Origin of the sequence: Pseudomonas sp. NPDC087626, from assembly GCF_044743405.1 — a bacterium.
Taxonomy (GTDB): domain Bacteria; phylum Pseudomonadota; class Gammaproteobacteria; order Pseudomonadales; family Pseudomonadaceae; genus Aquipseudomonas.
In genome coordinates this window covers 59,107-80,984 of the sequence record NZ_JBIUWJ010000028.1, presented here as the reverse complement: position 1 = coordinate 80,984, position 21,878 = coordinate 59,107, and the positions used below count along the sequence as shown (strand labels likewise).

Here is a 21,878-nt window from a genome sequence, read left to right as displayed (position 1 = left end):
TTCAGTGCAATGTCGTCAGGTCAGGCTCTCGTCAATCACCAACACCAGCTTGCCCGACACCTGATTGGTCGCCAGTTCGGCAAACGCCGCCTCGGCATCCTTGATCGGGAAGGTCTTGGCCAGTTGCGGGCTCAAGCGGCCTTCGGCGAACAATGGCCAGACGTGCTGGCTGAGATCGCTGAACAGATCGGCCTTGAACTGCTCGTCGCGGCTGCGCAGGGTCGAACCCAACAGCTGGATCCGCTTGGCCAGCACTTGCGCCAGGTCGAGCTTGGCATCACGGCCGCCCATCAGGCCAATCAACACCCAGCGTCCGTCCCGAGCCAACACCTTCAGGTTCAACGCCGCGTAGTTGGCGCCGACCGGGTCGAGGATCACATCGAACGGTCCCAGATCGCTCAACCCCTCCAGACCATCGGTGCGCACCACCCCGCCCTGGGCGCCCAGCGCTTCGCAATAGGCCAACCGATCGGCCGAACCGACACTGACCCAGCACGGGTTGCCAAACGCCTTGCACAGCTGGATGGCCGCCGACCCTACGCCACTGGCGCCGGCATGCAGCAAGACTTTTTCCCCGGGCTTGAGCGCAGCCAGTTGAAACAGATTCAGCCAGGCAGTGCTGTACACCTCCGGAAGCGCCGCCGCTTCGACCAACGACAAGCCCTCAGGTACCGGCAGGACGTGGCGACCATCGACCACCACCTCCTCGGCCATCCCGCCCCCGGCCAGCAGCGCGCACACCCGGTCACCGATCTGCCAGGTCGAGCCCGGGCCCACCTCGCTGATGACCCCCGAGCACTCCAGCCCCAGCACCTGGCTGGCACCCGCAGGCGCAGGATAGAGCCCCGCTCGCTGCAGCAGATCGGCCCGGTTCAACCCCGCGGCCGCAACACGGATGCGAACTTGCCCCACATCACAGACCGGAGCCGGCTCTTCAACCCACTCCACATGTCCCTCAACGCCTTGCAATGCCTTCACAGTGCCTCCATAGTGAGTCTGGACTGAGCCCGATGCTATAGCGCCGGGCTTTTTGCATTATGCGACCGGTCCTTGTGGAACCGGCGACTTCAAAGACGGCCTAATATGCGTTATCAATTGTCCCCGCGTCGAATCGGCATGAAGCATTTGTTCCCCAGCACCGCACTCGCTCTCCTCATCGGCCTGGGCAGCTTATCGCTCGCGCCCGATACATTCGCAGCCAATAGCTGGGACAAGCTTCAGCCCGACCGTGACGAGGTGATCGCCAGCCTGAACGTCGTCGAACTGCTCAAGCGCCACCACTACAGCAAGCCGCCCCTTGATGATGCGCGCTCGGTGATCATCTACGACAGCTACCTCAAGCTGCTGGATCCATCGCGCAGCTACTTCATGGCCAGCGACATTGGTGAATTCGACAAATGGAAAACCCAGTTTGACGACTTCCTCAAGAGTGGCGACCTGAACCCCGGGTTCACCATCTACAAGCGCTACCTGGACCGGGTCAAATCGCGTCTGCAGTTCGCCCTGGCAGAACTCAACAAAGGCGTGGACAAGATCGACTTCAACGCCAAGGAAACCTTGCTGATCGATCGCAAGGACGCCCCGTGGCTCAAATCCAATGCCGAGCTCGACGACCTGTGGCGCAAACGCGTCAAGGACGAAGTGCTGCGCATGAAAATTGCCGGCAAGGACTCCAAGCAGATCCAGGAAACCCTGACCAAACGCTACAAGAACCAATTGTCGCGCCTGGACCAGACCCGCGCCGAGGACATCTTCCAGGCGTACATCAACACCTTCGCCATGTCCTACGATCCGCATACCAACTATCTGTCACCGGATAACGCGGAAAACTTCGACATCAACATGAGCCTGTCCCTCGAGGGCATCGGCGCCGTGTTGCAGAGCGACAACGACCAGGTCAAGGTCGTGCGCCTGGTGCCTGCAGGTCCAGCCGACAAGACCAAACTGGTCGCGCCGGCGGACAAGATCATCGGTGTCGCCCAGGGCAACAAGGAAATGGTCGACGTGGTCGGCTGGCGCCTGGACGAAGTGGTCAAGCTGATCCGTGGGCCGAAAGGCACCGTGGTCCGCCTGGAAGTGATTCCGGCCAGCAATGCGCCCAACGACCAGACCAGCAAGATCGTGCCGATCACCCGCGAAGCGGTGAAGCTTGAAGACCAGGCAGTGAAAAAATCCGTGCTCAACCTCAAGCAGGATGGCAAGGACTACAAGCTCGGCGTAATCGAGATCCCGGCCTTCTACCTCGACTTCAAGGCGTTCCGTGCCGGTGATCCGGACTACAAGAGCACCACCCGCGACGTCAAGAAACTGCTGACCGAACTGCAAAAGGAAAAAGTCGACGGCGTGGTCATCGACCTGCGCAACAACGGCGGCGGCTCCCTGCAGGAAGCCACCGAACTGACCAGCCTGTTCATCGACAAGGGCCCGACCGTCCTGGTGCGCAACGCCGATGGCCGGGTCGATGTACTCGAAGACGAAAACCCGGGGGCGTTCTACAAAGGCCCGATGGCCTTGCTGGTCAACCGCCTGTCAGCCTCGGCTTCGGAGATTTTTGCCGGCGCCATGCAGGACTACCACCGCGCACTGATCATCGGCGGCCAGACCTTCGGCAAGGGCACGGTACAGACCATTCAGCCGCTTAATCATGGCGAACTGAAACTGACCCTGGCCAAGTTCTACCGGGTTTCCGGGCAGAGCACCCAACACCAGGGCGTACTGCCGGACATCGATTACCCGTCGATCATCGACACCAAGGAAATCGGCGAAAGCGCACTGCCGGAAGCCATGCCGTGGGACACCATCCGCCCGGCGATCAAACCGGCCGTCGACCCGTTCAAACCCTTCCTCGCCCAGCTCAAGTCCGAGCATGACGAGCGCACCGCCAAGGATGCCGAGTTTGTCTTCATCCGCGACAAACTGGCCCTGGCCCAGAAGCTGATGGCGGAAAAAACCGTCAGCCTCAACGAAGCCGAACGCCGCGCGCAACATGCCGATATCGAAGCCCAACAGCTGACGATGGAAAACATTCGCCGCAAAGCCAAAGGCGAAGAGCCGCTCAAGGAACTGAAAAAAGAAGACGAGGACGCCATCGCGGCCGAGCCAGACAAGACCAAGCCGGAAGACGACGCCTACCTCAGCGAAACCGGGCGGATCCTGCTGGACTACCTGAAACTCAACACCGCGGTCGCCAGCAACAAGAAGTAATGGCCACCCAAGCAACACGCTGACCAGAAAAGACCGGGCTTGCCCGGTTTTTTTTGGTCGTTAGTTTCTTGTCGGATCAGGTCGTATACAGACCCTGGGGGGCTCGGCAGCTGCTGCAGGGGATTGGGGGTATTCGCCAGATTTGTGGTTTGTCGGAGATCGCCATCGCGGGCGAGCCCGCTCCCACAAGGGGACCCAACCCTAAGCCGCCATAACCGCAGGAGTGGATCTACACCCAGATCAACCAGCCCGCGCAGCCAACTCCCGCAACTTGATCGCAGCCAACGGATGCCCGGCCTTTTCCGCCAACCCCCACCAGCGAGCCGCCTCCAGCGGATCCGGAGCCTTGCTCGGCGTCCCAGCCAGACTGATCACACCCACCTGATAGGCCGCCTTGCCATCGCCCGCCAACGCCGCCAGGCGCAACAAGCGCACGCCCTCCTCGCGAGCCCCAAGACCGACCCCGCGAAACGTCAGGATGTGACCATAGAAGCTCTGGGCCCCCACATCACCCAAATTGGCCATGCGCGCAAACTGCCCTTCCAGCCAGGCCCAGCCCCGCGGCTGACGGACAAACCAGGACCAGTGAAACAACCGGCGAGCCAGCCAGTAGCTGACATGTGCCTTGAGTCGTAGCAACACTCAGGCCTCCGCAGATTCAGGGTATTCGTACTCAAACACCCGAACCACTTCCGAAGCATGCCAGGACGCTGCAGCTACGCCGTCGGACGGCCCGGAGAAGCGTCCCAGGCGCTCCACACACTCGAAGAACCCCGTGCGCGGCAACCGGCTCGCACCCTGGCTGATCACCAGCGAGCTGCGCAGCGGCTGCTCAGCCCGAGCGTCCAACGCCGCCAGGTGCTCGAGGGCGGCCGTCAGGGTTTGCATCGCCGGGCTCGGCAACTGCAACCGCTCCAGCAGCGCACGATAGGTCAGCAGGTGGCGCTGACGGCGCGCCTGATCCAGTTCACCGAGCAAACCGTCCCAATGTTGACGACTGATCCTTACGCTCACGATTCATCCCTCCAACCCTGCACCTTCAACTCCCAGGCCAGGCTGCGACGAATCGCGGCGTCGGGGTGGCGCTCGCCACTTTCGATCAAGGCCAGGTAGGAAGGGCTGATGCCTACGGTGCGGGCCAACGCCTCAATGGCAATGCCCTGTTCTTCGCGTAGATGACGCAGTTGATCGAGGCCCGGAAGAACCGGGTTCGAGGTGTCCGCGTGCGGGACTGTGGCTGCACGCGGTGGTTGCTCCTTGACGCCTGCCGCTTTTAATAATGCTTGATACTGCGCCCATGGCAACACCGCATACTCGGGTTCACCATCACGTGCGATTATCTGAATATCCATGACTACCCCGTAGGACAACAACACTTAGCGAGTCGGCACTTTTCCATTGAAGTGTAATCCTAACAGTCGCTAAGGTCGCTGGGGCGTATCAATCTCTGGATAGATCTGATTCGATTCAGGTTTTTTTCGAGTGTTGAAGCAACAACTGCTCCGGCGAATCGGGCAGGCGCTCGACGCTCACCAGTTTTTCCGGGTGCTGGCGGTTGCGCCAGAGGCGAAAGGCAGTCAACTCGTCATCCAGGGTTTTCATCAGCCATGCCAGTACGGCGATATCGTCGAGCATGCCGAACATCGGGATGAAATCTGGAACGGCATCCAAGGGACTGAGGAAGTACATCAGGCCGGCCACCACCGATACCAGGGCCTTGGGACTGATGGCCCGGTACTCGCCACGCCAGTACGCCAGGCACAACGCCTGCAGCAAGCGCAGGTCGTCCTTGAGCTTGCCCAGCCGGAAACCCTGAGTGGCGCCCTTGCTGGCCACTGCGAAGAGCAGAGTCGGCAAACGGCCACGACTGATCAAGCGACCGGCCAGGGGCAGGAACCTAGCGAAATTCCAGGGTGTTTTCATCATGCCTCCACTGAAATGTTATCCACACAAATTGTGGATAACCTTGTGAACAGAGCCGCTTTTCAGGCCTCAAAGCCCCGTCTTACAAGGGCTCGAGTCAGATCGGGCGTTTTTTACTCACATAAAAAAACCCCAACATTTCATTGACTTGGCGGCCTGGTGCGGCTAACGGCGGCGCCTTCAATGCTATGACTGCTACAACCGGTGTCGGTTCTACTGGATTTTCCCCCACCGACCGCCAGATACAACAACGCCCCGGATAAACGGGGCGTTGTTTTTCAATCCGACGCAGCTTACTTGGCGTCGTCTTGCTTGGCTGGATCTTTGATCGCCAGCAGTTCCAGGTCGAACACCAGCACCGAGTTGGCCGGGATTGCCGGGCTAGGGCTTTGTGCGCCGTAGGCCAGTTCGCTAGGAATGTACAGCTTGTACTTCTCGCCTACGTGCATCAGTTGCAGGCCTTCGACCCAACCCGGGATCACGCCGCTGACCGGCAGATCGATTGGGCTGCCACGCTCGACCGAGCTGTCAAACACAGTGCCGTTGGTCAGGGTGCCAGTGTAGTGCACAGTCACTACGTCGGTAGGCTTAGGCTGAGCGCCGTCGGCCTTCTTCACGACTTCGTACTGCAGGCCGGAAGCCGTGGTGGTCACACCGGCTTTCTTGGCGTTGTCTTCGAGGAATTTCTTGCCGGCTGCGGCCGACTCTTCGCTCATCTTGGCCATACGCTCTTCAGCGCGCTTTTGCAGCGCAGCGAAGGCTTCGACCAACTCTTCATCCTTGAGCTTCTGTTCTTTCTTGCCGACAGCATCTTCGATGCCTTGGGCTACGGCTTTGGAGTCCAGGTCATCCATGCCTTCCTGAGCCAGGCTCTTGCCCATGTTCAGGCCGATACCGTAGGAAGCTTTTTGCGCCGGGGTTTTCAGCTCTACGCTGGTCTGCGAGTCACAACCCGCAAGTACCAGGCTAACCAGGGCCACCGCCGCCGCCAACCGATGCTGTTTCATGCTATTTCCTTGTTCATGCGCCTAAAGGGCAATCGAATAAAGCCGCGAGCTTATCAGGCCGCCACGACCAATGGCTACCGGCATGAGAGCAGGAAAGCTCCGATAAGTTCAGGTCTTTTAACGCGTTTTACCCAGGAATAGGGTGAAGTTTCTGTCAGCTTCAGCCGAGGGCAGACGCAGCCTGTTCCCACAGCCTATGGCGTAATGGCCTCTTGCTGCCAAACTTCAGCTCAGGCATAACACCCCGATCAATCTACAAGGATGTTTATCGTGCGCCTGCTGCTCCGTTTTTTACTGCTGATTCTGACCCTGTTGGGGGTCGCGCTGGCCGTTGTGCTGTATTACGTGGCCAACCCCAAACTGCCGGTTTATACGCCTGTGACCCAGGTGAACTACCTCGACCAGTGGAGCGCGGCCGATCGCCAGACCTATTACTTCACCCCCCAGGGCACCCAGGTAAAGGGCTTGCGGTACGACTGGTTCAAGGCCCTTGAGCTGCCGTTTTCCGAGCAACGCTTTGCCGCGCCGCAGTACCTGGCGCGCTTCGGCTTTTTGGTGGACCCGACGCAAACGGCCACCTCCAGTAATCCGGGCAACCTGCCGGTGGGCTTCGCCAGGCACCAGAATCCTGGCAGCAAAGAAGAGTATCTGGATATTACCTGCGCCGCCTGCCACACCGGCGAGTTGCGCTACCAGGGCCAGGCCCTGCGCATCGATGGCGGTACGGCGCAGCACGTGCTGCCCTCCAGCGTCCCCACGTTACGCGGCGGCAGCTTCGGCCAGGCACTGGTGGCCAGCCTTGCCTCGACCTATTACAACCCGTGGAAATTCGAACGTTTCGCCCGCAATGTGCTGGGACAGGATTACGACGCCGGGCACGGACAACTGCGCAAGGACTTCAAGGCTTCGCTGGACACCTTCCTGCGCGTGGCCTGGAACGACACCCATCGCGGTCTCTATCCCACCGAGGAAGGCCCCGGGCGCACCGACGCCTTCGGCCGTATCGCCAATGCCACCTTTGGCGACGCCATTTCCCCGGACAATTATCGGGTCGCCAACGCCCCAGTGGACTACCCACAACTGTGGGATATCTGGACCTTCGACTGGGTACAGTGGAACGGCTCGGCGCAGCAGCCCATGGCGCGCAACGTCGGTGAAGCCCTGGGGGTGGGCGCCACCCTGAGTTTCTTCGACGCCAACGGTCAACCGCTCAAGGGCGATGCGCGCTACCCCTCCAGCGTGCGCGTACGTGACCTGCACCTGATCGAAGAAACCCTCAAGCGCCTCAAGCCGCCCGCCTGGCCCGAAGCGCTGCTGGGCACCGTCGACAAGCCCCTGGCTGCCCAGGGCCGCGCGCTGTTTGCCGAGAACTGCGCCGGTTGCCACGTGCCCAAGGTGATCCAGGCCAACGGGCGCCCCGAGCAGCAGTTGAAAATGCTGCCGGTGGCAGTGATCGGCACGGACCCCGCCAGCGCCAACAACATCGCGCAGCACCGCTTCGACGTCACCCCACTGCAATGGGACCCGGCGGAATTGGCCGACCTCGACGTCAAGCTGCAACCCACGCCCACCGAGCCCCTGGACCTGAGCCAGTTGTCAGTCGCCAAGGGCCTGGCCTACGTCACCGCCTTCGTCGAGAACCGCGCCTACCGCGAGGCCAACGTCACCCCTGAGGAGCGGCCGGACATGGATGGTTTTGCCCTGCCGATCGGCGTACGCGAGCGCGTGGCCTACAAGGCCCGGCCGCTGGCCGGTGTCTGGGCCACTGCGCCCTTCCTGCATAACGGTTCGGTGCCGAGCCTCTACCAACTGCTGTCACCGCAAAGTGAACGCGCGAGCACCTTCTATAAAGGCACCTTCGAGTACGACCCCAAACACCTGGGTTATCGCACCGAAGCCTTCGACAACGGGTTTGTGTTCGATACGCGCGTTACCGGCAACCACAACAGCGGCCACGAGTTTCGCGCCGGCGAACGGGGTAACGGGGTCATCGGGCGCCTGTTGCTACCTCAAGAACGCTGGGCACTGCTGGAGTACCTGAAGGTGCTGGGCGGCCCATTGGAGGCGCAATTGCCATGAGCCGCAGACAGTCAGGAAGGAGTTTTACATGTTGATGAGCCTATGGCTGCGCCTCGCGGCGTTGTTGGGTAAATGCCTGCTGTGGTTACTCGGACTCGGCCTGCTCGGCTGGGCCCTGGCCAGCGCCTGGTGGGCCTGGCAGCACAGCGGGCCGGTGTCCGCCCAGGAGCAGATACCGGCCGGCGAAGCCGCGATGACCCAGGAGGTGATCCAGACTGCCGTGCGCATCGTCGACCAGCACCGCGACAACACCCGTTACCTGCGTGACGCCCACGCCAAGGCGCACGGCTGCTTGCAGGCCGAGGTCCAGGTATTGACCGACCTGGCCCCGGAACTGCGCCAGGGCGTATTCAGCGAAGCCGGCAAGACCTGGCAAGCGACCCTGCGTCTATCCAACGGCAATGCCTACCCGCAGTTCGACAGCATGCGCGATGCCCGGGGCATGGCCCTGAAATTACTCGACGTACCCGGCACGCAGTTACTCAAGGACCGTCAAGGCCGTGGCGAACAGGACTTTGTCATGTTCAACCACCCGAACTTTTTCGTCAGTGACGTTGCCGAGTACCGGCAGAACGTCGCGGCCCAGGCCGACGGCAAAAAGGTCCTCGCATTCTTTCCCGGCTGGGACCCGCGCAGCTGGCAGGTGCGCCATCTGTTCATCGCCTTGGCGACGCTGGCGCCGGCACCGACGAGCCCCACCCAGAGCACCTATTTTTCCGTCTCGCCCTACAAGTTTGGCAACGCCAACGCAAAATTTCGCGTGGCTCCAGACCCAGGCAGTTGCCCGAGCTACACCCTGCCGGCGCAGAACCAGGCCTTGCCGAACTTCCTGCGCAGTGCGTTGAACCAGCAGCTGTCGACGGACCGGGTCGCGGCCTGCTTTGTCCTGCAGATCCAACGTCAGGATCTGGGCGCATACATGCCGATCGAAGACACCAGCATTGAATGGCAGGAAAGCGACGCACCGTTCGAAACCGTGGCGCGCATCCGGATTCCCGCCCAGGACTTCGACACCCCGGCGCTGAACCTGCAATGTGACAATCAGTCGTTCAATCCCTGGTTCGGGCTGGAGGCGCATCGCCCCATCGGTGGGATCAATCGATTGCGCAAAGCCGTGTATGAAGCGGTCAGCGACTACCGGCACGCGCGCAACGCCGAACAGTAAGGCCAGGCCGCACGCCCGTCAGGCGACGGGCGTGCGGCGATCAAGGCTCAGTACCGGGCATCCTGTGGTTTGCCACCTTTTGGCCAGTCCTTGTGCTTGTCCGGGAAGTCCGGCCGCGGTTGATGGGAGAAGTACTCGGCGACGTCTACCGCTTCCTGATCGGACAGCCCGCCCTGCCCCAATGGGAACTGCTCGTGAAAGCCGATCGGCATGTTGCGTTTGACGAACGCCGCCGCGGTATAGGTGCGCGCCATGCCGGCGCCAATGTTGAACGACTCCTCGCCCCACAGCGGCGGGAATACCCACTCGCCCTTGGCGCTCTTCAAGCCTTCGCCCTCAGTGCCATGGCATACCGCGCATTGCTTGGCGTAGACCCGCTCACCGTTGGCGCGGTCAGGCTTGATCGCCGGATCGATCTTGCCGACGCCGCGCCCGGCCACTTTATCCCCGGGCTGGGTGTTGCGCTTCATCCAGTCGAAGTAGGCAATCATCGCCTGCATGTCCGCCGACTCGACGGGCAGCGGCTTGCCGTCCATCGAACGGCGGAAGCAACCATTGATGCGCTCGGCCAGGGTGATTTCCCGTCCCACACGCGGTGCATAGCCCGGGAAGAACGCCGAGACCCCGACAAACGGCGAACCATCGGCAACAGTGCCCGTATTCAGGTGGCAACTGGTGCAGTTCAAGGCGTTACCGACGTTGTCCGGCAACAGGGCCTTGGTCTGCAGGTGCAGGCGCATGCCCCGCACTACCTGTGGCGCATTGGGCGCCACTAGCATATCGGCCAGGCGTGGGGTTTCGAAGGTGACAGGCCCGTCCACCGGCTTGAGCTGGCCACGCAGCTGCTTGACCTGGGCAGCGCTGATCACTGAGCCGCTATTGCCCCAACTGGTGCGCACGAAGCTGAGGATTTCGGCGATCTCGTCATCGGCCAGCCGGGCGAATCCGGGCATGGTGTAGACCCGTGGGTGGGTCTGGGTCTCGGCGGTTTTCCAGCCCGTCAGGGTGATATGCAGCAACGAAGTCGGATCGGCCGAGGCCACGCTCGGGTTGCCCGCCAGCGGCGGGAACATCGCCGGTACACCACCGCCATCCGCACGGTGGCAGTCGGCACAGAACTGCGTGTAGCCCAGGCCACCACGGCTGCTGAACAGCGTCGCCGGAGGCGCCGCCGGGGCCAGTGGCAAGGACGGTGGCGGCAGGTCATCCGGGCCGGCTGGCAGCGACTTGAGGTAGGTCGCGATGGCGTTCAGGTCATCATCGGTAAAATGCTGGGTGCTGTGATGGATCACCTCCGCCATGTTGCCGGACACCGTGGCAAATCGGTTCTGCCCGGTCTTGAGCAACTGCACGGTGTCTTCCACCGTCCACAGGTTGCGCAAGCTGAGTGCGCGCCAATGCTCGACGGTCTCCCCGGCCAGGTAATGCTTGCCACTGGCACCGGCATCACTCATGGCCTTTTCCTGGAAGGCGATACCCCGTGGGGTATGGCAAGCGCCGCAGTGACCCAAGCCCTGCACCAGGTAGGCGCCACGGTTCACCTGTGGGTCCTTGGCCGGGTCCGCAGCGAAGGGAGCGTCATCGACGAACACCTTGTTCCAGAACCACAGCCCCCAGCGCTGGTTGAACGGCCAGCTCATGTCTGCCTGCAGATTGGCCTGCTTGACCGGGCTGACCCCCTGCAGCAGGTAGGCATACAAGGCCCGCATATCTGTTTCGCTCATCTTGGCGTAGGACGGGTACGGCATCGCCGGGTACAGGTTGTCGCCCGCTGGCGTCACGCCCTGGCGCATGGCACGGTCAAACTGTTCGAAGGTGTAGCGGCCAATGCCCGTTTCTGGATCGGGGGTGATGTTGCTGGAATACAGGGTGCCCATAGGCGTTGTCAGTTCCAGGCCGCCGGCCATCACCGCACCGTCCTTGGCGGTGTGGCAGGCAATACAGTCGCCGAGCTGGGCCACGTACTTGCCTTGGGCGATCAACGGGTCAGCCTCGGTGGCCGCTGCCGACGGCGGCTCACTGGCGTTGAGGTGGTGCACAAACAATAACGACGAAACCAACACGGCCAGTCGCGGCAAATTCAGATCCATTGAAAACACCCCTTATGGCGCCTGCGTCGGGTTTTCCCGTTGGCCAGGCACCACTTCGTTTTTATAGGTTCAGCAAACGGCAACCGCGATGTGCAGGTCCCAGGTACTTTCTATAGGAATTGGCCGGTGTGGTCGTTGACATGTATCAGGCGCAGTCCGAATGGCTGGCGACAAAGAGGTTTGGCGCGGACGGCCAAGGTGTTGCGAGGAGGGGCGAAGGGAAGTTTGCCAAATCCCAGACAGCAAAAGGCCCGCACTAGGCGGGCTTTCTGTGGTGACCTGGCGTTCAGTGGTCCAGGTTACCGAATATGGCGCAGCGGACGGGACTCGAACCCGCGACCCCCGGCGTGACAGGCCGGTATTCTAACCGACTGAACTACCGCTGCGCTAAGCGTTGAAAGTAAATGGTGGGTGATGACGGGATCGAACCGCCGACATTCTGCTTGTAAGGCAGACGCTCTCCCAGCTGAGCTAATCACCCTTCGCTTCGGTGTGGCGCGCATTCTACGGAGCGACCCCACCTCTGGCAAGCACTTTTTTAAATAATTTTTTCAGGCCTTCCAAAGGCTTAGCGAAGGGTTGGCCTATTGAGCTGCGCGGAGAATAATGCCCCCCTTTGTATAAAGGAGAGACTCACCCCATGTGGTTCAAAAACCTGCTTATCTATCGCCTGACCCAAGATCTGCCTGTTGATGCCGAGGCGTTGGAAACTGCACTGGCCACCAAGCTGGCGCGTCCATGTGCAAGCCAGGAGTTGACCACCTACGGTTTCGTCGCGCCGTTCGGCAAAGGCGAAGATGCACCATTGGTGCATGTCAGCGGTGACTTCCTGCTGATCAGCGCACGCAAGGAAGAGCGCATCCTGCCAGGCAGCGTCGTGCGTGACGCGCTCAAGGAAAAGGTCGAAGAGATCGAAGCCGAGCAAATGCGCAAGGTCTATAAGAAGGAACGCGACCAGCTCAAGGATGAAATCATCCAGGCGTTCCTGCCGCGCGCCTTTATCCGCCGCTCGTCGACCTTCGCTGCCATCGCGCCGAAGCAGGGACTGATCCTCGTCAACTCGGCCAGCCCGAAACGTGCCGAAGACCTGCTGTCGACCCTGCGTGAAGTGATCGGCACCCTGCCGGTGCGTCCGCTGACAGTGAAAATGTCGCCGACCGCAACCATGACCGAATGGGTCACTACCCAGAAAGCCGCGGACGACTTCTTTGTGCTGGACGAGTGCGAACTGCGCGACACCCACGAAGACGGCGGCATCGTGCGCTGCAAACGCCAGGACCTGACCAGCGAAGAAATCCAGCTGCACCTGAGCACCGGTAAAGTGGTGACCCAGCTGTCCCTGGCCTGGCAAGACAAACTGTCGTTTGTCCTCGACGACAAGATGGTGGTCAAGCGCCTGAAGTTCGAAGACCTGCTGCAAGACCAGGCGGAACAGGACGGCGGCGACGAAGCCCTGGGCCAACTGGATGCCAGCTTCACCCTGATGATGCTGACCTTCGGCGAATTCCTCCCGGCACTGGTGGAAGCGCTGGGCGGCGAAGAGATTCCGCAAGGCATCTAACGCCTGGCGATCTCTCTTGTAGGAGCGAGCTTGCTCGCGATGGTGTGTCAGGTAAATGAGTGATGTCTGATACACCATCGCGAGCAAGCTCGCTCCTACAAGTGTTTGTATGGTGTAACCAATAATAAGGAACAGGTCATGCGCGCATTGGCAGCACTGAGTCGTTTTGTCGGCAACACCTTTGCTTACTGGGTACTGATTTTTGCGGTCGCGGCATTCCTGCAACCGTCTTGGTTCATCGACCTGAAAAGCTTCATCGTGCCGCTGCTGGGGCTGGTGATGTTCGGCATGGGCCTGACCCTCAAACTCGAAGACTTCGCCGAAGTCGCACGTCATCCGTGGCGCGTGGCGTTGGGTGTGGTCGCACAGTTCGTGATCATGCCGGGAATGGCCTGGTTGCTCTGCCAGGTATTCAGCCTGCCGCCGGAAATCGCCGTCGGGGTAATCCTGGTGGGTTGCTGCCCAAGTGGCACCTCCTCCAACGTCATGACCTGGTTGGCCCGGGGCGACCTCGCACTCGCGGTAGCCATCTCCGCCATCACCACACTGCTTGCCCCACTGCTGACCCCGACGCTGATCTGGTTGCTGGCTTCGGCCTGGCTGCCTGTCTCGTTCATGGAGTTGTTCTGGTCGATCCTGCAAATCGTCCTGCTGCCTATCGTTCTTGGCGTGATCGCACAGCGCGTGCTGGGTGCACGGGCGCGTTATGCGGTCGAGGTCTTGCCCCTGATTTCGGTGGTGAGCATCGTCATCATCGTGGCCGCAGTGGTCGCCGCCAGCCAGGCGAAAATTGCCGAATCCGGCCTGCTGATCATGGCGGTCGTGATGCTGCATAACAGCTTCGGTTATTTGCTGGGCTACCTCACCGGCCACCTGTTCAAATTGCCGCTGGCGCAACGTAAAACCCTCGCCCTGGAAGTCGGCATGCAGAACTCGGGGCTCGGGGCGGCACTGGCCAGCGCACACTTCTCGCCCCTGGCGGCGGTACCCAGCGCCCTGTTTAGCGTCTGGCACAATATTTCAGGCGCCCTGCTCTCGACCTACTTCCGGCGCATGAGTGAGAAACAGGACCGGGAACTGGCGGCACAACAAGCGGCTGAGTGACGCGGGAGCTTGATCCCCGGACTAATGATGGGCACTATACTGCGCAACGCGAGGACGACCTCGCGGCTCGATCGAGTCATTAATCTGGGGACGGCCCCGTCAATCGATGGAGGTTTGCATGTCCTGGATCATTCTGTTTTTCGCCGGTCTGTTTGAAGTCGGCTGGGCCGTTGGCCTGAAATACACCGACGGCTTCAGCCGCCCCCTGCCCACCGCCCTGACAATCGTCGCCATGGCCATCAGTCTCGGCTTGCTCGGGCTGGCGATGAAGGAGTTGCCGCTGGGCACCGCCTACGCGATCTGGACTGGCGTTGGCGCAGTGGGCACGGTCATCGCCGGGATCATCCTGTTTGGTGAGTCCATGGCGCTGTTCCGCCTGGCCAGCGTTGCGCTGATCATTGCCGGACTGGTCGGGCTGAAAATCAGCGCGGCCTGATCAACTGGATAAAAAACGCCCGCATTACGCGGGCGTTTTTTTATCTGCGCATTTCTAGCGCACCGTCCCCCGCAACTCGCTGACCCGTGCCTGCAACTGCGCCGGCGCTGCCGCCTCGGCGGCTACCGGCGGGCCTGCCACCAGGGTCACCCGCGACCATAGCCGATGGAAAAAACCCTTGTTTGGATCGCGGCTGAAAAAGCTGCCCCACAACCCTTGCAGGGCCAAGGGAATCACCGGCACCGGAGTCTGTTCGAGAATCCGCGTCAGCCCGCCCTTGAACTCATCGATCTCACCGTCAGCGGTCAGCTTGCCTTCCGGGAAGATGCACACCAGCTCGCCATCCTTCAGATACTGGGCGATGCGGCTGAAAGCCCTTTCGTAGATCTGGATGTCTTCCTGGCGCCCGGCGATGGGAATCGTCCCGGCAGTGCGGAAGATGAAGTTCAATACCGGCAGGTTGTAGATCTTGTAGTACATCACGAAGCGTATCGGCCGGCGCACCGCGCCGCCAATCAGCAAGGCGTCGACAAACGACACGTGATTGCACACCAAAAGCGCCGCACCCTCATCGGGAATCAGCTCCAGGTTCCGGTGCTGGACGCGGTACATGGAGTGGCTGAGTAGCCAGATCATGAAGCGCATGCTGAACTCGGGGACAATGCGGAAGATGTAGGTGTTGACCCCAATATTGAGCAGCGACACCACCAGGAACAACTGGGGAATCGTCAACTCGGCCAGGCTCAGCAAGACAATGGTGACAATCGCCGACACCACCATGAACAGCGCATTGAGGATGTTGTTGGCAGCAATCACCCGCGCCCGCTCGTGTTCGGCCGTGCGCGACTGGATCAATGCATACAGCGGCACGATGTAGAAACCACCAAACACCCCCAGCCCGAGGATGTCCAGGAGCACCAGCCAGGTATGGCCAAAGCCGAGCACTTCGAGCCAGCCATGGCCTTCGACGCTGTCCGGGATACCGCCCGAGTGCCACCACAGCAGCAGGCCGAACACCGTCAGGCCGAAGGAGCCAAAGGGCACCAGGCCGATCTCGACTTTACGCCCGGAGAGTTTCTCGCAGAGCATCGAGCCCAGGGCAATCCCCACCGAAAACACCGTGAGGATCAGGGTCACCACGGTTTCGTCGCCGTGCATCCACTCCTTGGCGTATGCCGGGATCTGCGTCAGGTAAATCGCTCCGACGAACCAGAACCATGAGTTGCCGACAATCGAGCGCGACACCGCTGGTGTCTGCCCCAGGCCCAGGCGCAAGGTGGCCCAGGACTCACTGAAGATATTCCAGTTCAGCCGCAGCTCAGGCGTGGAGGCTGCTGCGCGGGGAATGCCACGACTGGTCAGGTAGCCGAGCACTGCGATGGCGATGATCGCCGTGGAGACAATGGGCGCGTAATGACTGGAGGACATCATGATCCCGGCACCGATGGTCCCGGCGAGGATCGCGAGGAAGGTGCCCATTTCCACCAGGCCGTTACCGCCAACCAATTCTTCTTCACGCAGCGCCTGGGGCAAAATCGAATACTTCACCGGGCCGAACAGCGCCGAGTGGGTGCCCATGGCAAACAACGCCAGCAGCATCAGCCATAGGTGATCGAACATGAAGCCGACCGCGCCTACCGCCATAATGGCGATTTCCCCCAGCTTTATCAGACGGATCAACGCGTCCTTGGCGAACTTTTCCCCGAACTGTCCGGCCAGCGCCGAAAACAGAAAGAACGGCAGGATAAACAGCAGCGCGCACAGGTTGACCCAGATCGAGCGGTCGCCCTCAATCGCCAGCTTGTACAGAATGGCGAGGATCAACGACTGCTTGAAGATGTTGTCGTTGAACGCCCCGAGCGATTGCGTAAGAAAAAACGGTAGGAAGCGCCGCTTGCGAAGCAAGGTGAACTGCGAAGGTTGACTCATCTTCCATGTCCCTGAGTGGCTTGGATGCTCTTATTGGAATGTCGCTCAGCGATCCAGGCCACAACCTTAAGACTATTTCTTCAATCCGGCGATGCACGGCGAGACAAACAGCTCACCGCGCCATGCTCCCTGCACCGTACGTTTGGCGACGATCAGCCACAGGCTCGCCAGCAGCACCACCAGCACCGAACCGAACAGGCTGAAGAAGGCCAGGCCCAGGGTGCTGGCCAGCTTCAAGGTGGCCAGCGAATAAACGCCCAGGGGGAAGGTAAAGCCCCACCAACCGAGGTTGAAGGGAATGCCGTCGCGCAAGTAGCGCAGGGTAATCAGCACCGCCATCAGCATCCACCACAGGCCAAAACCCCACAGGGTGATGCCGCCGATCAGCCCCAGCCCCGCCGCCACTTCACCGACTCCCGGCAGGCCATTAGCCGCGAAGATCGCCGGTCCGTCACCGCCCAGCAGCAACATGCCCAGCGCTCCGGTGCCAATCGGCCCCAGCGCCAGCCAACTCGACGCCGCCATGTTCTCGTGGGGCAACTTGTGCAAGGCCATACGCAACAACAGGATGGTCAGGATGCTGAACGCCACTGGCAACGAGAACGCCCACAGCACGTAGCTGGTGCAGAGCATCACCAGTTGCCCATGGGCGTCCGCCAGGTGCGGGGCCAGCAGGCCCCCGCTGGCTGCAGCCACTTCCGCCGCCACCACCGGCAACAACCACACCGCGGTCATCTGGTCGATGCTGTGCTCCTGCCGCGTGAACATCATGTACGGGATCAGCACGCCGCAGGCCAGCGACATGGCGACGTCCAGCCACCACAGGACCTCGGCCACCGGGACCAAATCCTGCCCCCACCGCGGCACGCCAAACACCAGGAAACCATTAATGATGGTGGCCAGGCCCATGGGAATGGTGCCGAAAAACATCGACACCGTGGAGTGGGCGAAAATCCTCCGCGCCTCATCGAAGAACAACACCCAGCGCGCGGCATACAGCACGCTGAACAACAGAAACAGACCAATATTGAACAGCCACAGGCCTTCGGCGAACACCCGCAGTCCGGGGATTGCCAGCGGCAACTGGGCCAAGGCCAATGCCAGCACCCCGGTGCCCATGGTGGCGGCGAACCAGTTGGGCGTGAACTGGCGAATCACTTCGCGCGGGTGCTGTAACTGGCTCAAGGGCCGGTTGAGAATTTTGCTGCTATTGGCGCATTGCATGCTGAGCTCCTGTCCCCTGATGAGGTAGAGCCCATGATAGAAGCAGATCGAATATCTATATAACGGGTAATATCTCTAACTGTTATCTATTTTGCAGATATGCGCTCTACACACTGCCCTCGGATTCGATCACCAGCACCCGCGCCGGGCCCTGTGGATGCGCCACGTGCTCGGTCCCCACCGCGGCGTAGAAAATGTCCCCGACCTCCAGCACAACGGCTTGCTCGACACCGTTCTCGCGGTAGCGCATCTGCACCTGTCCATCGAGCACTACAAACACTTCCTGACCATCGTTGACGTGCCATTTGTATGGCTGATCCGTCCAGTGCAGGCGGGTGGTGATGCCATTCATGTTGGCGATATCCAGCGCCGCCCAGGCACGCTCGCCGGTAAACGCTTTGCTGCGGATGATCTTCATGGGTGGGGGCAATCCTTGGGGTCAGTACTGATTGATGGCCAAGGCTAACGCAAATGCCCTGCTCAGGCTCGACTCGCTCAAGATCGCCCTGCGACACCCCGCCACGCTGAGACCTTGGTCGACACTGACGCCGCCTGAACATCGTGCGAGACTGTTCGACCGGACTGCAGTCCCGGGGGTCTTTTGCCAGGAGTTTCCATGTCGTTGTCCAGCGGGCTGATCGCCGCCGTCGCCCTGGCCTATATGGCCATCATGTTCGCCATCGCCTTTTATGGCGATCGCCGCAGCACGCCGCTGCCGCCGCGCATGCGCGCCTGGGTGTACAGCCTGTCGCTGGCCGTCTATTGCACCAGTTGGACCTTCTTTGGTGCGGTGGGCCAGGCCGCCGAACAGCTCTGGTCGTTCCTGCCGATTTACCTGGGGCCGATCCTGTTGCTGGTGTTCGCGCCTTGGGTCCTGCAAAAGATGGTGATGATCAGCAAGCAGGAGAACATCACCTCGATTGCCGACTTCATCGCCGCCCGCTACGGTAAATCCCAGTCGCTGGCGGTGGTGGTGGCGCTGATCTGCCTGGTCGGCGTGTTGCCTTACATTGCCTTGCAGCTCAAAGGTATCGTCCTGGGGGTCAACCTGCTGATCGGCGCTGGCGCCGACGCCATGGGCACCCGCGCCCAGGACACTGCGCTGATCGTGTCGTTGATCCTGGCGTTGTTCACCATCGTCTTCGGCACCCGCAACCTGGACGCCACCGAGCACCACCGGGGCATGGTGCTGGCGATTGCCTTTGAATCGCTGGTCAAGCTGTTCGCCTTTCTTGCCGTCGGCGCATTTGTCACCTATGGCCTGTACGACGGTTTCGACGACCTGTTCGACCAGGCCATGCTCGCCCCGCGCCTGGAGCAATACTGGAAGGAAACCATCAACTGGCCGTCGATGGTGGTGCAGACCGGTGTGGCGATGATGGCGATCATCTGCCTGCCCCGGCAGTTTCACGTCACGGTGGTGGAGAACATCGAACCCCAGGACCTGCGCCTGGCGAAATGGGTATTCCCCGCCTACCTGGCGCTGGCCGCGCTGTTCGTGGTGCCGATTGCCCTGGCCGGGCAAATGCTGCTGCCCAGTTCCGTGCTGCCAGACTCTTTCGTCATCAGCCTGCCATTGGCCCAGGCTCATCCGGCCCTGGCGCTGCTGGCATTCATCGGCGGTGCCTCGGCCGCCACCGGCATGGTGATCGTCGCCAGTGTCGCGCTGTCGACCATGGTTTCCAACGACATGCTGCTGCCGTGGCTGCTGCGGCGCAAAAACGCCGAGCGCCCGTTCGAAGTGTTCCGCCACTGGATGCTCTCGGTCCGTCGCGTGAGCATCGTGGTGATTCTGCTGCTGGCCTATGTCGCCTATCGCCTGCTCGGCTCGACCGCCAGCCTGGCCACCATCGGCCAGATCGCCTTTGCCGCGGTCACCCAACTGGCCCCCGCGATGCTTGGCGCGCTGTACTGGAAACAGGCCAACCGCCGCGGCGTATTCGCCGGCCTCGCCGCGGGCACCTTCCTGTGGTTCTACACGCTGATCCTACCGATTGCCGCCCACAGCATGGGCTGGTCGCTGAGCACCTTCCCCGGTCTCGGCTGGCTGCACAGCAACCCGCTGAACCTGCCGATCACCCCGCTGACCCAGGGTGTGGTGCTGTCACTGGCGGGTAACTTCACCCTGTTTGCCTGGGTCTCGGTGCTGTCCCGCACCCGGGTCTCGGAACACTGGCAAGCCGGGCGCTTCATCGGCCAGGAGATCAGCGCGCGGCCCAGTGGCCGCTCGCTGCTCGCGGTGCAGATCGACGACCTGCTGCAACTGGCGGCCCGCTTCGTCGGCGAAGAGCGGGCGCGGCAGAGCTTCATCCGCTTCGCCTATCGCCAGGGCAAAGGCTTCAACCCGAACCAGAATGCCGACGGTGAATGGATCGCCCACACCGAGCGGTTGCTCGCCGGTGTCCTGGGGGCTTCATCGACCCGCGCCGTGGTGAAAGCCGCGATTGAAGGCCGGGAAATGCAGCTCGAAGACGTGGTACGCATCGCCGACGAAGCCTCGGAAGTGCTGCAGTTCAACCGCGCACTGCTGCAAGGCGCGATCGAAAACATCACCCAGGGCATCAGCGTGGTCGACCAGTCGCTCAAGCTGGTGGCCTGGAACCGCCGCTACCTGGAACTGTTCAACTATCCTGACGGCTTGATCAGCGTCGGCCGGCCGATTGCCGACATCATTCGCCACAATGCCGAGCGCGGCCTGTGTGGCCCCGGCGAAGCGGAAGTGCACGTGGCCCGCCGCCTGCACTGGATGCGCCAGGGTCGCGCCCACACCTCCGAGCGACTGTTCCCCAACGGGCGGGTGATCGAGTTGATCGGCAACCCGATGCCGGGCGGTGGTTTTGTCATGAGTTTCACCGACATCACCGCATTCCGCGAAGCCGAACAGGCGCTGACCGAGGCCAACGAAGGCCTGGAGCGCCGCGTCACCGAGCGGACCCACGAACTGTCGCAACTGAACGTCGCCCTGACCGAAGCCAAGGGCACGGCCGAGTCAGCCAACCAGTCGAAGACCCGTTTCCTCGCGGCGGTCAGCCATGACTTGATGCAGCCTTTGAATGCCGCGCGCCTGTTCTCCGCCGCCCTGTCCCACCGCGACGAAGACCTGAGCCCGGAAACCCAGCAACTGGTGCATCACCTGGACAGTTCGCTGCGCTCGGCCGAAGACCTGATCAGCGATCTGCTGGACATCTCGCGCCTGGAAAACGGCAAGATCAACCCGGATCGCCAACCCTTCGTGCTCAACGAACTGTTCGACACCCTGGGCGCTGAATTCAAGGCCCAGGCCCGCGAGCAAGGCTTGAAATTCCGCTTGCGCGGCAGCCGCCTGCGGGTCGACAGCGACAGCAAACTGCTGCGCCGGGTGCTGCAGAATTTCCTCACCAATGCCTTCCGCTACGCCAAGGGCCCGGTGCTGCTGGGGGTGCGCCGCAAGGGCGACCAACTGTGCCTGGAAGTCTGGGACCGTGGCCCGGGGATCCCGGAAGACAAGCGCCAGGTGATCTTCGAAGAGTTCAAGCGCCTGGACAGCCACCAGACCCGCGCCGAGAAAGGCCTGGGCCTGGGCCTGGCGATTGCCGACGGCTTGTGCCGGGTACTCGGCCATCAACTGCAAGTACGCTCATGGCCGGGCAAAGGCAGCGTGTTCAGCGTCAGCGTGCCGCTGGCCCGCGCCCAGGCCAGCGCGCCCGGCAAAGTCGCCGAGCTCAACGGCCGCCTGCCCACGGGCGCGCAGGTGCTGTGCGTGGATAACGAAGACAGCATCCTGATCGGCATGAATAGCCTGCTCACGCGCTGGGGCTGCCAGGTGTACACCGCGCGTAACCGCGAGGAATGCGCGAACCTGCTCAACGACGGCATGCGCCCGCAACTGGCGCTGGTGGACTACCACCTCGATGACGGCGAAACCGGGACTCAATTGATGGCCTGGCTGCGCACCCGCCTGGGTGAGCCGGTGCCAGGCGTGGTGATCAGCGCCGACGGCCGCCCCGAGATGGTCGCCCAAGTGCATGCCGCGGGGCTGGATTACCTGGCCAAACCAGTGAAACCGGCGGCCTTGCGCGCCTTGTTGAGTCGGCATTTGCCGCTTTGACCATCACCCGGGCGACGAACCCGTAGCAGCTGTCGAGCAACGCGAGGCTGCGACCGACAGCGCCGGGGA

Annotated in this window: 17 protein-coding genes and 2 tRNA genes; 7 read left to right on the top strand and 12 right to left on the bottom strand. The window is 61.7% G+C overall.

Annotation, left to right across the window (positions count from 1 at the left end; translation table 11 throughout):
* Positions 1–15: 15 nt before the first annotated feature.
* The gene (locus ACIOVD_RS21230) at positions 16–978 is read right to left on the bottom strand and encodes a zinc-binding dehydrogenase (protein ID WP_095170307.1); all 963 of its coding nucleotides are present in this window, start codon (positions 976–978) and stop codon (positions 16–18) included.
* A 138-nt stretch (positions 979–1,116) separates the two neighbouring features.
* Here ACIOVD_RS21230 and ACIOVD_RS21225 point away from each other — a divergent pair, with 138 nt between their 5' ends.
* Positions 1,117–3,204, top strand: a complete 2,088-nt coding sequence (locus tag ACIOVD_RS21225) for a carboxy terminal-processing peptidase (protein ID WP_401130059.1) — start codon at positions 1,117–1,119, stop codon at positions 3,202–3,204.
* A 240-nt stretch (positions 3,205–3,444) separates the two neighbouring features.
* Here ACIOVD_RS21225 and ACIOVD_RS21220 read toward each other — a convergent pair whose 3' ends face one another.
* From ACIOVD_RS21220 to ACIOVD_RS21200, 5 genes are all read right to left on the bottom strand, one after another.
* Positions 3,445–3,846, bottom strand: coding sequence for a sel1 repeat family protein (locus ACIOVD_RS21220; protein ID WP_095170309.1), 402 nt, complete (start codon positions 3,844–3,846; stop codon positions 3,445–3,447).
* Positions 3,847–4,218, bottom strand: a complete 372-nt coding sequence (locus tag ACIOVD_RS21215; protein WP_003179080.1) for a hypothetical protein — start codon at positions 4,216–4,218, stop codon at positions 3,847–3,849.
* On the bottom strand, positions 4,215–4,556 hold the full coding sequence (locus ACIOVD_RS21210; protein WP_401130057.1) for a helix-turn-helix domain-containing protein: 342 nt from the start codon (positions 4,554–4,556) through the stop codon (positions 4,215–4,217). Before ACIOVD_RS21210 ends, ACIOVD_RS21215 begins: the two co-directional genes overlap by 4 nt.
* 115 nt (positions 4,557–4,671) lie before the next feature.
* Entirely contained in the window at positions 4,672–5,127 is a 456-nt protein-coding gene (locus tag ACIOVD_RS21205; protein WP_401130055.1) for a YkvA family protein, read from the bottom strand.
* 293 nt (positions 5,128–5,420) lie between these two features.
* Positions 5,421–6,134: an FKBP-type peptidyl-prolyl cis-trans isomerase gene (locus ACIOVD_RS21200; protein ID WP_095170311.1), complete on the bottom strand. Its 714-nt coding sequence runs from the start codon at positions 6,132–6,134 to the stop codon at positions 5,421–5,423.
* A 270-nt stretch (positions 6,135–6,404) separates the two neighbouring features.
* On the opposite strand from ACIOVD_RS21200, the gene ACIOVD_RS21195 reads away from it, so the two are divergent.
* Together ACIOVD_RS21195 and ACIOVD_RS21190 are read left to right on the top strand one after the other, a co-directional pair.
* On the top strand, positions 6,405–8,213 hold the full coding sequence (locus ACIOVD_RS21195; RefSeq protein ID WP_401130053.1) for a di-heme-cytochrome C peroxidase: 1,809 nt from the start codon (positions 6,405–6,407) through the stop codon (positions 8,211–8,213).
* 28 nt (positions 8,214–8,241) lie between these two features.
* Positions 8,242–9,378 (top strand): catalase family protein, encoded by a 1,137-nt coding sequence (locus ACIOVD_RS21190; protein ID WP_401130051.1) that lies wholly within the window; start codon positions 8,242–8,244, stop codon positions 9,376–9,378.
* A 47-nt stretch (positions 9,379–9,425) separates the two neighbouring features.
* Here the strand turns inward: ACIOVD_RS21190 and ACIOVD_RS21185 are convergent, their stop codons facing one another.
* From ACIOVD_RS21185 to ACIOVD_RS21175, 3 genes are all read right to left on the bottom strand, one after another.
* The gene (locus tag ACIOVD_RS21185) at positions 9,426–11,468 is read right to left on the bottom strand and encodes a c-type cytochrome (RefSeq protein WP_401130049.1); all 2,043 of its coding nucleotides are present in this window, start codon (positions 11,466–11,468) and stop codon (positions 9,426–9,428) included.
* A gap of 309 nt (positions 11,469–11,777) precedes the next feature.
* Positions 11,778–11,854 (bottom strand) — tRNA-Asp (locus ACIOVD_RS21180).
* Between the two features lie 19 nt (positions 11,855–11,873).
* Positions 11,874–11,949 (bottom strand) — tRNA-Val (locus tag ACIOVD_RS21175).
* A 159-nt stretch (positions 11,950–12,108) separates the two neighbouring features.
* On the opposite strand from ACIOVD_RS21175, the gene rdgC reads away from it, so the two are divergent.
* From rdgC to sugE, 3 genes are all read left to right on the top strand, one after another.
* On the top strand, positions 12,109–13,029 hold the full coding sequence (gene rdgC / locus ACIOVD_RS21170) for a recombination-associated protein RdgC (RefSeq protein ID WP_095170314.1): 921 nt from the start codon (positions 12,109–12,111) through the stop codon (positions 13,027–13,029).
* A gap of 138 nt (positions 13,030–13,167) precedes the next feature.
* A complete protein-coding gene (locus tag ACIOVD_RS21165) occupies positions 13,168–14,133 on the top strand; it encodes a bile acid:sodium symporter family protein (RefSeq protein ID WP_401130047.1) in 966 nt (321 codons plus the stop codon).
* A 118-nt stretch (positions 14,134–14,251) separates the two neighbouring features.
* On the top strand, positions 14,252–14,569 hold the full coding sequence (sugE, locus tag ACIOVD_RS21160) for a quaternary ammonium compound efflux SMR transporter SugE (RefSeq protein WP_027620002.1): 318 nt from the start codon (positions 14,252–14,254) through the stop codon (positions 14,567–14,569).
* A gap of 54 nt (positions 14,570–14,623) precedes the next feature.
* On the opposite strand, the gene ACIOVD_RS21155 is transcribed toward sugE, so the two are convergent.
* From ACIOVD_RS21155 to ACIOVD_RS21145, 3 genes are all read right to left on the bottom strand, one after another.
* Positions 14,624–16,498, bottom strand: a complete 1,875-nt coding sequence (locus ACIOVD_RS21155; protein ID WP_401130044.1) for an MFS transporter — start codon at positions 16,496–16,498, stop codon at positions 14,624–14,626.
* Positions 16,499–16,570: 72 nt separating this feature from the next.
* Positions 16,571–17,722, bottom strand: coding sequence for a TDT family transporter (locus tag ACIOVD_RS21150; RefSeq protein WP_401130042.1), 1,152 nt, complete (start codon positions 17,720–17,722; stop codon positions 16,571–16,573).
* Positions 17,723–17,828: 106 nt separating this feature from the next.
* Complete coding sequence (locus ACIOVD_RS21145) at positions 17,829–18,140, bottom strand: cupin domain-containing protein (protein WP_095170319.1); 312 nt, start codon at positions 18,138–18,140, stop codon at positions 17,829–17,831.
* Between the two features lie 198 nt (positions 18,141–18,338).
* On the opposite strand from ACIOVD_RS21145, the gene ACIOVD_RS21140 reads away from it, so the two are divergent.
* The gene (locus ACIOVD_RS21140; protein ID WP_401130040.1) at positions 18,339–21,809 is read left to right on the top strand and encodes a NahK/ErcS family hybrid sensor histidine kinase/response regulator; all 3,471 of its coding nucleotides are present in this window, start codon (positions 18,339–18,341) and stop codon (positions 21,807–21,809) included.
* The last annotated feature ends 69 nt before the right edge of the window (positions 21,810–21,878 follow it).

What these genes read in the sequence shown, in the direction of transcription:
- ACIOVD_RS21225 (WP_401130059.1), top strand. Translation starts at nt 1,117, where the DNA reads ATGAAGCATTTGTTCCCCAGCACCGCACTCGCTCTCCTCATCGGCCTG.
- ACIOVD_RS21210 (WP_401130057.1), bottom strand. Translation starts at nt 4,556, where the DNA reads ATGGATATTCAGATAATCGCACGTGATGGTGAACCCGAGTATGCGGTG.
- ACIOVD_RS21205 (WP_401130055.1), bottom strand. Translation starts at nt 5,127, where the DNA reads ATGAAAACACCCTGGAATTTCGCTAGGTTCCTGCCCCTGGCCGGTCGC.
- ACIOVD_RS21200 (WP_095170311.1), bottom strand. Translation starts at nt 6,134, where the DNA reads ATGAAACAGCATCGGTTGGCGGCGGCGGTGGCCCTGGTTAGCCTGGTA.
- ACIOVD_RS21190 (WP_401130051.1), top strand. Translation starts at nt 8,242, where the DNA reads ATGTTGATGAGCCTATGGCTGCGCCTCGCGGCGTTGTTGGGTAAATGC.
- ACIOVD_RS21185 (WP_401130049.1), bottom strand. Translation starts at nt 11,468, where the DNA reads ATGGATCTGAATTTGCCGCGACTGGCCGTGTTGGTTTCGTCGTTATTG.
- rdgC (WP_095170314.1), top strand. Translation starts at nt 12,109, where the DNA reads ATGTGGTTCAAAAACCTGCTTATCTATCGCCTGACCCAAGATCTGCCT.
- ACIOVD_RS21165 (WP_401130047.1), top strand. Translation starts at nt 13,168, where the DNA reads ATGCGCGCATTGGCAGCACTGAGTCGTTTTGTCGGCAACACCTTTGCT.
- sugE (WP_027620002.1), top strand. Translation starts at nt 14,252, where the DNA reads ATGTCCTGGATCATTCTGTTTTTCGCCGGTCTGTTTGAAGTCGGCTGG.
- ACIOVD_RS21155 (WP_401130044.1), bottom strand. Translation starts at nt 16,498, where the DNA reads ATGAGTCAACCTTCGCAGTTCACCTTGCTTCGCAAGCGGCGCTTCCTA.
- ACIOVD_RS21150 (WP_401130042.1), bottom strand. Translation starts at nt 17,722, where the DNA reads ATGCAATGCGCCAATAGCAGCAAAATTCTCAACCGGCCCTTGAGCCAG.
- ACIOVD_RS21145 (WP_095170319.1), bottom strand. Translation starts at nt 18,140, where the DNA reads ATGAAGATCATCCGCAGCAAAGCGTTTACCGGCGAGCGTGCCTGGGCG.
- ACIOVD_RS21140 (WP_401130040.1), top strand. Translation starts at nt 18,339, where the DNA reads ATGTCGTTGTCCAGCGGGCTGATCGCCGCCGTCGCCCTGGCCTATATG.